This window comes from Leucothrix pacifica (assembly GCF_003172875.1).
In the GTDB taxonomy this organism is placed as follows: domain Bacteria; phylum Pseudomonadota; class Gammaproteobacteria; order Thiotrichales; family Thiotrichaceae; genus Leucothrix; species Leucothrix pacifica.
Window position 1 is genome coordinate 66257 of the sequence record NZ_QGKM01000075.1, and the last position, 15239, is coordinate 81495.

The window sequence follows — 15239 nt, forward strand, 5'->3', positions numbered from 1 at the left end:
AAACTAAGAGGGTCAGGCTGCAAAAATATAAACGAACGTATTGAGCTCAAGCGTGGGATATAGATTGATAATGTCTTGATTAGCCATGCGGATGCAGCCGTGGGAAGCGGGGTGACCCAGTCTGCCTTCCTCATCAGTGCCATGTATGTAGATGTAGCGGTTATAACTATCGACGCCATCACCTTGATTAAGTCCCGGCTCAAGGCCTGCCAGACGCAGGATGCGTGAAGTAATGTTATCCGCATCACTAGTAGTATTTTGATCAGTTAGAATGTTAGCCAACTCCCCAGTGTCTACTCGTCCCCTGAAGATAGTGGCAATGGGCGCGTCATCACCGAATTTCTCTTGAATGCAGTGTGCGCCAAGTGGGGTTTTTCCGCTGTTGTTTTCGCTACCCACACCGTTGAGAGCACTAGAGATAATGTACTTATTGATCAGTGTATTATCTTGTAGATGATAGAGACATTGCTGAGAGATATTGACCAGCAACATCGTATTAGAAATGTGATCTGAGAAGTTTGAGAACAGCCGATCCAGCAACTCCTGATTACCCGTGAGGCTAGAGTAGACCGGCTGTTTATTCATACTGATGAGCTTGTTACTTATTGGCTGTTACACATGTCCACAGCAGCACGTTTATTCTTTTTCTTCTTGGAAGAATCAGCGCGTTTTTGCTGTAACTCATCAAAGTAAGCCTTATTCTCACCGGTTATATACTCTCCGTTAAATACAGAGCAGTCAAACTCGACAAGTTCATTATTACCTTCGGTAATTGAGTCTTTCAGATCGTTCAGGTCCTGATAGATCAGGCGATCAACACCCATAAGTTCAGCAATTTCACCTTCAGTACGATCATGTGCGATTAACTCATTCGCTGCAGGCATATCAATACCGTAGATATTAGGGTATCTGACGGGTGGTGATGCAGATGCGAAATAGACTTTTTTGGCACCAGAATCGCGGACCATTTGGACAATTTCTTTAGAGGTTGTGCCGCGGACAATTGAGTCATCCACTAACATCACATTCTTACCTTTAAACTCAAGATCAATAGGGTTGAGCTTTTGGCGAACTGACTTTTTGCGTTGTTTTTGTCCCGGCATGATAAAGGTACGACCGATGTAGCGGTTTTTGATAAAACCCTCACGGTAGCTAACACCTAATGTCATTGCCATTTCCAGAGCCGATGTACGGCTGGTATCAGGGATAGGTATCACGACATCAATGTCGTGATCTTTCCATTCATTTTGCACTTTTTCAGCGAGCTTGTGACCCATGCGCATGCGTGCTTTATGTACGAATACATTGTCAATCACAGAGTCAGGTCTGGCGAAATAAACGTACTCAAACAAGCAGGTGTTGTACGTTGGGTTTTCAGCGCATTGTTTCGTGTGCACTTCACCGTCATGGGTAATGTAGATGGCTTCGCCGGGCATAATGTCACGGACGACTTCATAGCCTTGAGTGACTAATGAAGTGCTCTCAGATGCCAGCATGTAGTCGATGCCACCCTCTGTTTTGCGAGCGCCATAGATCAGTGGACGAATGCCATGTGGATCACGAAATCCTACAATACCATCGCGAGTGATCATTGCCACTACCGCGTAAGCACCTTTACAGCGCTTGTGAACACCTGCGACAGCTTTAAATATATCGTCCGGAGTGACCCGGTAAGAGTTTTGGTGATGAAGCTCTTGGGCAAAGATGTTTAACAGGACTTCTGAGTCAGATTCGGTGTTGATCTGTCGGCGGTCTTGTTCAAACAGCTCCCGTTGCAGTGAGCTGCTGTTGGTGAGATTACCGTTGTGTGCGAGTGAGATACCGTAGGGAGAGTTGACATAAAAAGGTTGTGCTTCAGCTTGAGAAGAGCTGCCGGCAGTAGGGTAACGAACATGCCCGATACCCATTTTACCTTTTAACTTGCGCATGTGAGAGCTGGTTCTGAAGGCTTCTTTCACTAAGCCATTTTTTCTGCGTAAGCATAAATGTCGTCCGTCGCTGGTGACGATGCCTGCGGCATCCTGCCCTCGATGTTGTAGGACGGTTAGTCCATCGTACAGCTCCTGATTAACTGCCGAATGACTAACGATACCGATAATTCCACACATGCGGGTGTTACCTATATTTTCTGAAATTTAATTTGAAAGTGTTGGTTGTTCTGGCGTGTTGTTGATGCCAGCTTCTTTAAGTAGTGCGGTCATTTGCTCCGGAGCATTGGCTTGAATCCAGTTAGCTGCATCGGCAAATTTTGGTACCAGAATTGACGTTTGCCACATTGGCTCTTCTGTGTACTTAGTCAGGCTGATAAACATTGTTGCCATCGCAATAATGAAGCCACTTAAAGCCAGTCCAAGAATTGCGCCAAGCAAGCGGTCCACACTGCCAAGACCAATCGCACGAATCGCTTTGGTGAATAAGTAATTTATCAGTGTGCCGACAAACAGTATACCGAGGAAAATGATCAGCGCAGCGACAATCATCTGGAATACATTGCTTGAAAGCTTGAAGGGCAGGGCGACCATCAATTCATCATGGTATAGGAAGGCCAATACAGCTGCCGCGATCCATGTGATTAAGAACAATCCCATCCACACGAATCCACGTGCAAGTCCGACAAGTGCTGTAATTACGATAAAGACAACAATACCGATATCAATAAAGTTTAATTCCATTTTGTATTCACCCAGATAGTCGTTATTAGTATAGCGGGCAGATACATCCATGTACCTGCCCCGAGGCAAGTGTGTAGTTAACGGGCTACGATTGCACTACGGTTAACATACGTGTTTTTCTTGTAACGGCGTTTCATAGCTGCCTGAGCATTTGCTGCTGCAGTGCGGTTGCTATATTGACCGATACGCACACGATAAAGCAGCTTGCCATTTTGCTGTGTTCTGGTGACGTATGTTGGGTAACCTTCTCCAGCCATCACGTTTTTCAGATCATTGGCACGGCTTGAGCTAGAGGTTGCTAATAATTGAATAGCGTAACCGTTTTTCGCCTGACTTGTTGCTGCAGGTGCAGGCTTAGCTGCTTCCGTTGCTTTTGGAGCAGGTTTTGCCGGAGCGCTTTGTCTGACGACCTGAGTAGTTCTTGAAGACTTCGGCGCTGCCGTTCTTTTTTCGTCAATTAAGCGAGCTTGTCCGCCGCCACTTGAGCGAGTCGTTGAAGGCGCTGCCTGACGTGCACTAGTGCTTGCGATGACTGTGCCCTGATCCGGTTTAGCAGGAGCAGCCGTTACGCTTTCCTGAGCAACAGTCTGACTTGCTTGTGTGTTACTGGTAGTAGCTGCAACTGATGTTGCCGCAGGTGCTGTTGCATCGCCATTATTGACCAGATCAAGCTCACGAAATTCTTCAGATGCTTTTTGTGGCGCACGTACTGAGAAATCAATCGTTTTTTGTGCAGCGTCGCCGGCCGCTTCACCAGATGCTGCGACTGTAGCAGCTGCAGTTGCACCCACCGCGGTAGCTGAAGCAATAACATTGCCCGCAGCGTTACTTGCTGCATCTTTAACTGAAGTGCCTGTTTGTGCCACGGTATCCGTTGCAGTTGTCGCAGCATTACTGACCGCTTCCTGACCTGCCTGAGCAATCACCGTGCCATTTCCGCTATTGTCTGTGCTCAGTTGTGGCAAACGTGTTGAGCTGCCAGAGCTTTCAATGCTACCTTCAGTCGTTCCCGGCAGTGCCATATCAACAACGTCCTGACGTTGCGCGGCTTTATCTTTGAGTAATAATGCAAGAAGAGCAGCAGCGATGAGCGCTAAAATAACCGCTCCAATACCACGTTTAACTGTCGTTCTATTCATACCTTAGCTTCCTTTTTAAGCTGAATACCGCCAACATCGACAAGCGAATGGCTTTTCGGTGGATGTCTGGCAAGTTTAATCTTTTAATTTAGTAACAACCCCCACAAGACTGAGTGTAGCGCTTCAGGTATAGCATGTAATTCATTGAATCTTATAGAGTCACAGTTTGCTATTCTGGCGTAGTTAAGCCTTGCATAAAGCCGGATACTACCAGAAAAGAGCCAAAGGCTACTAGCCTATCTTCGCAATTCAGGGTGTTTTGTAACATTTTTATGGCTACATTGAAGTCACTATGCGTTTCCAGCGTTCCATTCACTCCGTAGCGCTGTATTTTTTCCAGAAGTTGCTGCGTATCCTGAGCTCTGGGGCCATCGAGAGGGACAATGTGCCACGCCTCGAAAGAGTTACGCAGTGGTTCTAAAATACCTTCCAGATCTTTATCCGCTAATGCAGAAAATAGTGCGACAGTCTTGCCGCTAGTTGGATTTTCACTCAAATAATCTGCTAAGGCTTGCGCTGACTGCGGGTTATGAGCGACATCAACCAATAACTCGGGGCATTCACCTAATTTTTGCAAGCGACCGATGACGCGTGCTTTTGTAAGCCCTTGGCGGATACTATCGTCATTTACCGGTAGTTGGTCACAGAAGCTTTTAATCGCGGTAATGACCATGGATGCGTTATTGAGTTGAAACTTGCCCCGCAAAGATGGCTTTGGCAGTACCAGACTGCCTGAGCCGGTAGCTGTTAGATACCAGATGTCATCAGTTTCACCAGGATGCCATTGATAGTCTCTGCCTAGTTGAAGTAGTGAAGCGCCTATACGCTCAGCTTCTGACTGAATGCTGAGTGTAGGATTCGGATCCCCACTGACGACCGTTTTACCTTTGCGCATGATGCCGGCTTTTTCAACGCCTATTTGCTCACGGTCATCGCCAAGCCAGTCGATATGGTCGATGTCAATATTGCTGATAAGCGCCAAATCTGCATCCCACAGATTAACTGCGTCCAGACGTCCACCGAGGCCGACTTCAAAGATAGCGACATCAATTTGATACTTATTAAATAAGTAAGCGGCTGCAAGGGTGCCGAACTCAAAATAGGTTAGGCTAATGTCATCACGAGCCTGATCTATGGCTTCAAATGCTTCACAGATATCCTCATCTGAAGCGGGTTGCCCATGAATACTGATCCGTTCGTTGTAGCGGATTAAATGCGGAGAGATATAGCAGCCGGTTTGATAGCCCGCCTCACGGTAAATACTATCAAGCATGGTAACGCTTGAACCCTTACCATTGGTGCCTGCGACTGTGATGACGGGCATCGGCAAAGAACTCAGCGCTAAGTGCAGAGCAACCTTGCCGACTCTGTCTAGTCCTAAGTCGATACTTGATAGATGAAGGCTCTCTTGCCAATCAAGCCACTCGGATAAGGTTCGACTCATGGTTTATCAGATTCTGGTTAAATGATTATTTTTTCGGTTCCGGAGGAGTATCGGAAGCAGGTTTAACTTCTTCAACGACCGGATCAATGATTTCTTCCGTAACAGCTTCCTCAGTTTTGATCAGTTCGCTCGGGATTTCCTGAGTATCAGGTTGTCTCAACTCGATAACTGTCTCTTCTTCAAGCTGATCCAATCCTTCCGGACGAGGGCGATGTTGCATCATTGATAATAAATCTGCGACTTCTTTTCTGAGTTGATTCCGGTGAATGATGCGATCAATCGCACCTTTTTCCAGTAAGAACTCACTACGCTGGAAGCCTTCAGGCAGCGTCTCTCTGACGGTTTGCTCGATAACGCGAGGCCCTGCAAACCCAATCAACGCCTTTGGCTCAGCAATCTGGATATCTCCGAGCATCGCAAAACTTGCCGATACACCACCCATGGTTGGGTCAGTCAGTACTGAGATATAAGGAATTTCCAAATCCGCTAACTTTGTCAAGGATGCGCTGGTTTTGGCCATCTGCATGAGAGAGAAAAGTGCTTCTTGCATACGAGCACCACCACTGGCAGTAAACACTATGAAGGGGATACGCTCACGGATACTGACATTAACACCCTGAACAAAACGTTCACCAACAACCGAACCCATGGATCCGCCCATAAATTCAAAATCGAAGGCTGCGACCACAACAGGGACACCAAAGACTGTTCCTTTCATCACTATTAGTGCGTCTTTTTCGCCGGTCTTTTTTTGTGCATCAGCTAAGCGGTCTTTATATTTTTTTGAGTCTTTGAACTTCAGAATATCAACCGGTCCGATATTCTCGGCAACTTCCTGACGTCCTTCTTTGTCCAAAAACGTATCTAAACGTCGACGTGCATTGATACGTACGTGATGATTACACTTTGGGCAGACGTCATTGTTTTTTTCTAAGTCCTGCTTGTACAACACCGTGCTGCAAGAAGGACACTGATGCCACAAACCTTCCGGAATTGACTTTTTCTTTATGGTAGAGCCTTCCGTACGGATTCTTGAAGGCAGTAGCTTTTCAAACCAACTCATAATGTTTTATCCATTGCCTGGCGCATATCGGCCAGTAATTCACTCGTCTTAGTGATGATGATGTCGTCATCATCCGGGTTCTCTTCGATCATTTTGACCAATACGCTGCCTACAATAACAGCATCTGAAACTTTTGCTACTGCAGCGGCAGTCTCCGCATCTTTAATACCAAAGCCTACGCCAACCGGTAAGTCTGTGTATTCTTTAATATTTTTGACGTGCGACTCAACATCTGCAACATCTAGCTTATTAGAACCAGTAACCCCTTTTAAGGAAACGTAATACAGATAACCAGAGCCTGCTTCAACAATTCGTTTGATTCGGTGTTGACGGGTCGTTGGTGACAGTAAGAATACTGCGTCTACATCGTTAGCTTTTAGTGCCGACAGAAGGTCATGCGCTTCTTCAGGTGGTAAGTCCACGGTTAGCATGCCATCAACGCCAGACTCTTTAGCAGCAACAGCAAACGCTTCATAACCCATTGCTTCAAGTGGGTTGAGGTAGCCCATTAGTATGACGGGCGTTTTGTCGTCTGTCTGACGAAACTCTTTTACCATATCCAGCACGTCGTGCAGGCTAGTGTTGTGCTTTAGTGCGCGTTCGCAAGCTAATTGAATCGTCGGGCCATCGGCCATCGGGTCAGAAAACGGTACACCAAGCTCTATCGCATCTACGCCCGCTTTTACCATTGAGTGCATCAGTGGGACGGTAAGGCCAGGATCTGAGTCACCCGCAGTAACGTATGGAATGAGTGCGGATTTACCCTGTTGCTTGAGGTTTTCTAAAGTACTGCTGATGCGGCTCATAATGTAATTCCTTCAAGGGCTGCAACGGTATTAATATCTTTATCACCGCGACCAGACAGTGATACGACGATTGTTTGATCGGGACGCATTTCCGGTGCTTTTTTCATGGCATAAGCCAGTGCATGACTCGACTCTAGTGCCGGAATAATGCCTTCGATCCGCGTCAGAGCATGGAAACCGGCCATCGCTTCATCATCTGTGACGCCGACATAGTTAGCGCGGCCAACGTCTTTTAGCCAGCAATGCTCCGGACCAACACCCGGATAATCTAATCCTGCAGAGACTGAGTGAGTTTCTACGACTTGGCCATCCGTGTCAGCCATCAAGTACATGCGGTTACCATGCAGTACACCCGGCTTTCCTTTGCATAGTGGTGCAGCGTGCTCTTGAGTGTTTAGCCCACGTCCTGCCGCCTCAACACCGTAGATTTCTACATCGGTATCGCCAAGGAAGTCATGGAATAAGCCAATAGCATTAGATCCGCCACCAACACAGGCAATTAATGCATCAGGTAGACGACCGGTTTGCTCAATACACTGACGCTTCGCTTCACGACCAATCACGGCCTGAAAGTCACGAACCATCTTAGGGTAAGGGTCCGGGCCGGCTACTGTGCCAATACAATAGAAGGTATTGTCGACATTCGTTACCCAATCACGCATTGCTTCATTCAATGCGTCTTTTAGTGTTTTTGAGCCCGAATCTACTGCACGTACTTCAGCACCTAATAACTTCATGCGAAATACATTGGGTGCCTGCCGCTCAATATCAACAGATCCCATATATACAACGCACTCTAAACCGAGTCGCGCACAGATAGTGGCAGTGGCTACACCGTGTTGACCAGCCCCTGTTTCTGCAATGATGCGGGTTTTACCCATGTGCTTTGCTAACAGTACCTGACCAATCGTGTTGTTGATTTTGTGAGCGCCAGTATGATTCAGGTCTTCACGCTTGAGGTAGATCTGTGCCCCACCCAGTTCTTTTGACCAGCGTTCTGCATGGTACAGAGGGCTGGGGCGTCCAACATAAAAAGCCAAGTCACGATCGATGGTCGCAAGCAACTCAGGATCATCTTTTAACTTCTCATAAGCATCACTAAGCTCTTCAATCGCCTCCATCAGCGTTTCAGCAGCAAAACGTCCGCCATAAATGCCGAAATGACCTGCCTGATCGGGCATGGCATTCCAGTCAACGGTATTAAGATCTATTTCAGGATTCAACATGTTTTACCTCTCGCATTAATGCGTCGATTTTAGCTTTGCTTTTGATGCCAGGTGAAGATTCCACACCACTGCTCAGGTCAAGCGCATAGACGGATGTCTCTTTGCAGGCGTCAGCGACATTATCGGGATTCAATCCGCCGGCAAGTATAATCGGTTTTGAATAATTTTTTGGGAGTAATTTCCAGTCAAATGTTTCTCCCGTACCACCGGCCTTTCCCAGTGCATGACTGTCAATGAGTATTCCTAGCGCATCGGTGTATTGGTCGGCGTATTTTGCGAAATCTTCCATCCCGTTAATACCAACAGCCTTGATGTAGGGTCTATCGAAACTCTGGCAGAAATCTGGTGTTTCATGTCCGTGAAACTGTAATAGATCAAGACTAACGACTGATAGTGTGTCTTCAACTTGCTGTTGATCCGCATTCATGAACAAGCCGACGGTGGTCACGAATGGTGGCAGTGTTTGGCAGATGTCGGCGGCTTGCTCTGGCGTGACGTAGCGTGAACTCTTTTCATAGAAAACGAAGCCAAGTGCATCGACCCCTGCATCGCATGCATTGAGTGCATCTGTAGCCGATGTAATACCGCAAATTTTTACGCGCTTAGACATTGATGATGCCGAAAAAAATCAAAAGATCAGGCTAACATAAGCAATGTTTTGTGTCACTGATCGAGCACTTAAATCATATGAATTCAGGCAACACAGTGACACGATAGCGCAGGTTTGTAGCAATATCGCGCTTAAGCTTTTGTAGACTTGTCCCGCTTCTCAAGCGTCATAGGAAGATTGCCTTTTGGGCGCAAAGTCAGTCTGCATTCGTGTAACACTTCAGTGCCTTCTGGCAGTGTTAAACGGAAGCGTTGAGCGATAATCGCGATTGATAGGACGGATTCAACAATACCAAAGCTCTTGCCCAAACAAACACGTGGTCCCGCGCTGAAAGGCACGTAAGCAAACTTGTTTGGTTTGTTCTCTGCTCCGGGTAAAAATCGCTCTGGTATAAAGGTATCAGGTTGATCCCATAGTTTTTTATGCCGATGAAGTAGCCATGGCACAACCAGCATTAGAGAGCCTTTAGGGATTTTCTTCTTACGGATCACATCATCTTCAGATGCTTGTCTGGAAAGAATCGGAACCGGAGGATACAGGCGAATACCCTCGTCAAAGATCGCACGGGTATAGGGTAGTTTTGACACGTCTGAAAAGTCTGGAATTTTATCACCCAGTACTTCATCCAGTTCAGCATGAAGTTTAGCTTCAACGTCCGGTGACTGAGACACTAAATACCACACCCACGCCAAAGAGTTAGCAGTGGTCTCATGGCCAGCCATAAACAGTACAATAATTTCGTTACGAATCTGTTCTCTGGTCAGTGCAGTTTCCGACTCTCTGTCCTCATTCGCAGCGAGTAGGTGAGCAACCAGAGTTTCCTGATTTTCTTTTTCACTAGCTTTATCGATAATTTCATCAACGACAGCATGAATGCGTTTAGCGGCCCGCATTGCCATGTGACTTTTTATACTAAATTTGTCTGTCCAGTTTGGGATGTCGGTAAAGCTACTCAGTGGTGTTTGCTTGATTGATGACTGATAATCTGCAAATGCTTTAACGACTTTGGAGGCTTTTTCTTTTCCCAGGTTTTCACCAAACAGGGTTCTGGAAATAATCTCTGCAGTTAATCTGCCCATCTCAGGGAGCACATTGACTGTTGAGCTTTTTTGGTTTGCCCATTCATCCACGATTTCAGTAATGGTGTTAACCATGATTTTACTGTAATTCTGCACGAACCCCGTATGAAATAGCGGTGTCTGAATATGGCGGTGCGAAGTCCATGTATCGCCGTCGCTGATAAACAAACCATCGCCGAGTAATGGTTCCAGTGCGCGTTGCATTTGAGGACTTTTCTTCTCATAGATGTGGTGTTTGGTGACAAATACATCTTTGACAATGCGTGGGTCGTTGGCAATAAAGATTTTTTGTTTGAGAATCTGTTGGGACATGAACTCAAACCTGAACGAGTCTTCTGTCCAGATTGACAGTAAATCTTGTCTAGCCTGAAGAATAGCTTTAATCGCACTGGGCTTAGTTTTGTGCCGCTCAGGGTAGGGAGGTGTGAAGTATTTCATGAATTGCCCCTAATGAGAGTAGCGCTCTTTTTGGCGATATGACCGAAAATCTTTAGCGTGTCTTTATTGATTTCCAGTGAGCCCAATGCTTTTAATAGTATCAGAACCTGCCATAAGGTATTCCCCTCGGTAGCCGCGATGTAAACCTGAGTTTGATTACCGGCAAATTTCTGTTTGTGACTGGCATTACCCTGAAATGGGTAAATAAAATTCAGTTCTTTATAAGTATATTTCAGAATTCTCTGAGTCTTTTGATTTTTGTTATGACCCGGTCGTGATTGGATCATAAACAGTGGCGACATCCCCAAACTAACGAAGGCTTTGCCTTCCGCCTCAAACTGTTTCATAGCCTCCATGATCAGAAAAGCACCTGTGCCATTTGGAGCTTCGGGAAGTATCCGGTCGACATTGTGATAATAGCCAATGACTTGATTGTTCCTGTAAATAGGATCAAACACTGCCATTGCAATGAGCTTATCGTTATGAGAGGCCCAGAAGTTCCTGACATCGGGTTCTGATTCGTAACTAAACGGGCGCGATAAAATGCCGTACTCGCGTGTTCCTTTAGCTTCAAGCCACGCTTGACTCAGACCTTTTACAGTATCGTGTGATTCAAAGTCTGTGATCGATTTTTCAAAAACAGTGACGCCTTCGCGTTCGCATTTGTTGCGCCATTGACGAAGCTTTGCTCTTTTCTTTCCAGATAAATCAAAATTACTACAAGGTAAATCAGTTTCAATCCCAAACCCATTCACCTGCACACCAAGTGAGGTCAATGCATCACCACATTCAGCATTGATATGAACGAAAATCACGCGTTTCGAATCCGCTAAAAAAGCGCTGAGTATTTGAGTGTAATTTGCAGGGTCACACACAGGGTTCCCAATGACCACCCGATGACCTTGTCTGCTCCAGAATAGATGCTTAAAAGGAAGGTAGGCAACGTAGCCAACGCCTTCTAACACGAAATGTCGGAGTTCGTCCTGAAGAGTAGAGTAGCTCATGCAGCCACTACCAAAGTTACGTAAGTAGGGTCTGAGAGATTCTTGATCGGTTTGATTTGTTGCGGTAGCGCCCATGGAGAACCATTTTTTGTTTGAGCGAATACTAATATGGCCAAGAATCGAATGCCACCACGAAATAGATAAGCATTTGATCTTGGCCAATTTAACGCAAAGTTAGTAACTATCTTTTATATTAACGCTCACGAACAAAGCGACGGATTTCGGCGACATGGCGTCGGCTAACTTCCAGCTCGTCTTCGATCTTGTCAATGGTTACTTTAACTCGACCGATCGGAGACTTTGATAGACCACTAATGCGACTCTTAGCCACCAGTGCGTTACGGTGAATACGAATAAAGCGCTCTGACAAATCATTTTCCAATGACTTCAGAGACTCTTCGATAATCACCTCACCCTCTTTGTGGCGTACAGTGACGTACTTCTGATCTGCCTGGAAATAATAAACATCTTCGATAGGAATCAGTTCCAGATTACCACGGCGGCGAGCACAAATGTGCTTACGATTAGCCATCGCGTCTTCGGTTTTATCCAGCATTTCCGAGCGTTGAGCACGGTTTAATGAACGGGCTTGTTCCAGACTTTTTAATAATTGTTCTTGTCTTATTGGTTTCATTAGATACCCTGTTGCTTTTGTTGAAAAGGCTTCAAGCGCGTATTCTCCGTACGCGGTCGTGAAGATTACGGCTGGTGGATTTGGCATGCTGGCAAGGTGCTTGGCCACTTCAAGGCCATCCATGACAGGCATGGTAATATCCAGCAAAATCAAATCCGGTTGGTGACGTTCCACCATCATTAATGCCTCGGCCCCGTTTTCGGCTTCGGCACATACGTTGTAGTCAGATTTCTCTGCAAGTAGACTTTGTATTCTTTTACGAGCTAGTTCTTCGTCATCAACGACGAGTATATTCATTGTCATTATTATTACTCCTTCGGGATCGAGAATGAGACGCGGTATTGATGGCGCGATCTTTTTATTTGTAAGTTTGCACGATTGCCATAAGCAAGCTTCAGGCGGTTCTTAAGGTTTTCCTGTGCAATATGATTTCCTTTTTGGTGCGAGTTAGTACCTTCCGGAGGAACAGGATTGGTGATTACGATATCCAGTTTGTCACCAGCATCGTACAAGCTGATTCCTAGTGTTCCGCCTTCTTCACGGGGTTGAATTCCGTGATAAATCGCATTTTCCGCAAGTGGTTGTAACAACAAAGGGGGGATTTCCATGTCGAATGGCAATGTGTTGCGGTCCATATCCCAGACGATATTGAGTCGTCGTTTACCTAGTCTCAAGCCTTCCATACGCAAATAACGCAGTGTTACATCGAGCTCTTCACGTAATGGAATTCTGTTGCGCTTATCCAGCGTGGTTCTGAAAATATCAGCCAGATCAAGAATCGCTTCTTCTGCCTGATCAGCATCCTGATGCACAAGCATCGCGATACTATTCAAACTATTGAATAAGAAATGAGGGCGCATGCGTGACTGTAGTGCGTCGTACTTTGCTCCGGAGTCAGCACGCAGATGCTCATCTCGTTCGTTCTGAATATAGAAATAACGTAAGGCGAACAGAGTGATCACTACACTGATGAAGATATTTCTCAGGATAAAAGGTGTATCCCAGTAAAAAATCTCACCTACCTTCTGGTAACTGTCTGTCATAATGGTCAGTACAGATGCGCAGATGGTAAAGAACACAACGATACCGGTCGCTACAACAGACGTACGAAGCACATCCTGAGGACCCGCGAACTTGTGATAGAAGCACAAGCTAATCGTGGCGCTGATCACAACCCACTGCACAAAGACAGAGGTCAGAATTAGCTTTAGCACAGAGGCCTGATAGGTATCAGCTGCCGATGCTAATGCCAAAACCATTGCTAATACTTCAGCGGCTATCGCGACACGCAATATTGCTTTGAATGAGCAAAGGTTCGGCAAGAATCCTAAGCGTTGGGTATCAATTTCCGTTACTGACATTAATATTATTATTTCTTTATCAGGGCCATTTATGGCGCAAGAATCCGGAAAGCTTCCTCAATAGTTTGTTATTATTATTCTACGTAAACCGCGCTATGTACGGTTGTTAGGTCGTCGCCTAATTTGTTGCGTTAGTCGGGCATTAAAAACTGTTATCGTTATTTTATTATCGCTCATCGCCAATTACTCAACGCTTATCTATTGTTCCACAATATGCTAAGCTGATCAATCACATTTTACTTGCTGGAAGCTTAACGAATATGTCAAAAAACACTGTAGAAACAAGCACTAAAACGTCTGAAAACAAACTTTGGGGTGGGCGTTTTGCAGAGGATACGGATGCCTTTGTCGAGGCCTTTACAGCCTCTATTATGTTCGATAAGCGCTTGGCAAATCAGGATATTCAGGGCTCTGAAGCACATGCTGAAATGCTGCACAAAGTCGGTGTGCTAAACGCACAAGAGCTGGCCGATATTCAACAGGGCTTAGCAGCAATTCGCAAAGATGCTGCTGAAGGAAAAGTTGAATGGTCTATTGCGCTGGAAGATGTGCACATGAATATCGAAGCGCGTTTGACAGACCGCATTGGGATTGCTGGCAAGAAGCTTCACACAGGTCGTTCAAGAAATGATCAGATCGCTACGGACATCCGTTTATGGTTACGTGAGCAGGTCGATTTTATCGCAGGTGAAATCACGCGTTTGCAGCAAGGCTTAGTAGAGCTTGCAGAGCGGGAAGCGCATACAATTTTACCAGGATTTACTCATCTTCAGGTGGCTCAGCCAATCACATTTGGTCATCACATGATGGCTTGGTATGAAATGCTGGAGCGCGACTATGAGCGCTTACTGGACTGCCGCAAGCGTATCAATGTGATGCCTCTGGGGTCTGCAGCTTTAGCAGGTACCAGTTATCCGATTGATCGTGAATTTACATCACAGCTGTTAAGTTTTGATCGTCCTTCGCGCAATTCACTGGATGGTGTGAGCGATCGCGACTTTGCTATCGAGTTTACCTCAGTAGCTAGTGTCATCATGATGCATTTGTCGCGCTTCTCTGAGGAGCTAGTACTTTGGACATCTGCCCAGTTTGATTTTATCAACTTGCCTGATCGCTTTTGTACAGGCTCTTCAATCATGCCTCAAAAGAAAAACCCGGATGTGCCTGAGTTAGTACGTGGTAAAACAGGGCGTGTATACGGTAGTTTAATTAGTCTAATGACACTGATGAAAAGCCAGCCTCTGGCCTACAACAAGGACAACCAGGAAGATAAAGAGCCACTGTTTGACACAGTTGATACCTTGATCGGTAGCTTGCGTTCTTTTGCGGATATGATGCCGTATGTTGAAACTAAGCCTGAGAGCATGCGTCGTGCTGCGATGCAAGGGTTTGCAACAGCAACGGATCTTGCGGACTACCTTGTAGTAAAAGGCATGCCTTTCCGTGATGCGCATGAGGTGGTTGGTAAAGCGGTGGCATTTGGTGTTGAAACCAAGCAGGACTTAAGTGAAATGACACTGGAGGAGTTGAAACAGTTCTCTGATGTCATTACAGAGGACGTCTTCGATGTATTGACGCTGGAAGGCTCTGTAGCTGCTCGTAATCACATTGGTGGCACGGCTCCTGAGCAGGTATTGCTTCAGGTTGCAGTAGCTAAAGCATCGCTCGCTGCCAGATAAGTTTGGAACAGGCGGTGTTAACTCTGTCTGGCCAGACTCTTGGCTAACGTATCAAGGAGGCAGGCCCAGGGCAATCGCTTGAAA

The 15239-nt window shown here is 46.0% G+C and carries 13 protein-coding genes and 1 pseudogene; 1 reads left to right on the forward strand and 13 read right to left on the reverse strand.

From position 1 onward, the window contains the following. Positions 1 to 12: 12 nt before the first annotated feature. From DKW60_RS19170 to DKW60_RS19230, 13 genes and pseudogenes are all read right to left on the reverse strand, one after another. Positions 13 to 585, reverse strand: a complete 573-nt coding sequence (locus DKW60_RS19170) for a L,D-transpeptidase (RefSeq protein ID WP_109839277.1) — start codon at positions 583 to 585, stop codon at positions 13 to 15. A 17-nt stretch (positions 586 to 602) separates the two neighbouring features. Beyond that, positions 603 to 2108: an amidophosphoribosyltransferase gene (gene purF / locus DKW60_RS19175; protein ID WP_109839278.1), complete on the reverse strand. Its 1506-nt coding sequence runs from the start codon at positions 2106 to 2108 to the stop codon at positions 603 to 605. 27 nt (positions 2109 to 2135) lie between these two features. Continuing rightward, positions 2136 to 2723 (reverse strand): CvpA family protein, encoded by a 588-nt coding sequence (locus DKW60_RS19180; RefSeq protein ID WP_109839279.1) that lies wholly within the window; start codon positions 2721 to 2723, stop codon positions 2136 to 2138. 26 nt (positions 2724 to 2749) lie between these two features. Continuing rightward, the gene (locus DKW60_RS19185; protein ID WP_109839280.1) at positions 2750 to 3811 is read right to left on the reverse strand and encodes an SPOR domain-containing protein; all 1062 of its coding nucleotides are present in this window, start codon (positions 3809 to 3811) and stop codon (positions 2750 to 2752) included. 169 nt (positions 3812 to 3980) lie between these two features. Then, complete coding sequence (folC, locus tag DKW60_RS19190; RefSeq protein ID WP_109839281.1) at positions 3981 to 5255, reverse strand: bifunctional tetrahydrofolate synthase/dihydrofolate synthase; 1275 nt, start codon at positions 5253 to 5255, stop codon at positions 3981 to 3983. A 199-nt stretch (positions 5256 to 5454) separates the two neighbouring features. Next, positions 5455 to 6318 (reverse strand): annotated as a pseudogene (gene accD / locus DKW60_RS19195) (acetyl-CoA carboxylase, carboxyltransferase subunit beta); the annotation flags it as partial. Continuing rightward, the gene (gene trpA / locus DKW60_RS19200; protein ID WP_109839283.1) at positions 6315 to 7124 is read right to left on the reverse strand and encodes a tryptophan synthase subunit alpha; all 810 of its coding nucleotides are present in this window, start codon (positions 7122 to 7124) and stop codon (positions 6315 to 6317) included. The pseudogene accD and the gene trpA, both read right to left, overlap by 4 nt. Further along, a complete protein-coding gene (gene trpB / locus DKW60_RS19205) occupies positions 7121 to 8350 on the reverse strand; it encodes a tryptophan synthase subunit beta (RefSeq protein ID WP_109839284.1) in 1230 nt (409 codons plus the stop codon). The genes trpA and trpB overlap by 4 nt, the downstream gene beginning before the upstream one ends. Next, positions 8337 to 8960 carry a phosphoribosylanthranilate isomerase gene (locus tag DKW60_RS19210; RefSeq protein ID WP_109839285.1) on the reverse strand — a complete coding sequence of 208 codons (624 nt, stop codon included), beginning with the start codon at positions 8958 to 8960 and terminating at the stop codon, positions 8337 to 8339. Before DKW60_RS19210 ends, trpB begins: the two co-directional genes overlap by 14 nt. A gap of 131 nt (positions 8961 to 9091) precedes the next feature. Beyond that, positions 9092 to 10477 (reverse strand): cytochrome P450, encoded by a 1386-nt coding sequence (locus DKW60_RS19215; protein ID WP_109839286.1) that lies wholly within the window; start codon positions 10475 to 10477, stop codon positions 9092 to 9094. Further along, positions 10474 to 11481: a DUF2156 domain-containing protein gene (locus DKW60_RS19220; RefSeq protein ID WP_181389798.1), complete on the reverse strand. Its 1008-nt coding sequence runs from the start codon at positions 11479 to 11481 to the stop codon at positions 10474 to 10476. Before DKW60_RS19220 ends, DKW60_RS19215 begins: the two co-directional genes overlap by 4 nt. A gap of 193 nt (positions 11482 to 11674) precedes the next feature. Next, the gene (locus DKW60_RS19225) at positions 11675 to 12418 is read right to left on the reverse strand and encodes a LytR/AlgR family response regulator transcription factor (protein WP_181389799.1); all 744 of its coding nucleotides are present in this window, start codon (positions 12416 to 12418) and stop codon (positions 11675 to 11677) included. A 5-nt stretch (positions 12419 to 12423) separates the two neighbouring features. Further along, positions 12424 to 13476 (reverse strand): sensor histidine kinase, encoded by a 1053-nt coding sequence (locus tag DKW60_RS19230; RefSeq protein WP_109839288.1) that lies wholly within the window; start codon positions 13474 to 13476, stop codon positions 12424 to 12426. Between the two features lie 260 nt (positions 13477 to 13736). Here DKW60_RS19230 and argH point away from each other — a divergent pair, with 260 nt between their 5' ends. After that, positions 13737 to 15155: an argininosuccinate lyase gene (argH, locus tag DKW60_RS19235; protein WP_109839289.1), complete on the forward strand. Its 1419-nt coding sequence runs from the start codon at positions 13737 to 13739 to the stop codon at positions 15153 to 15155. Positions 15156 to 15239 lie beyond the last annotated feature (84 nt).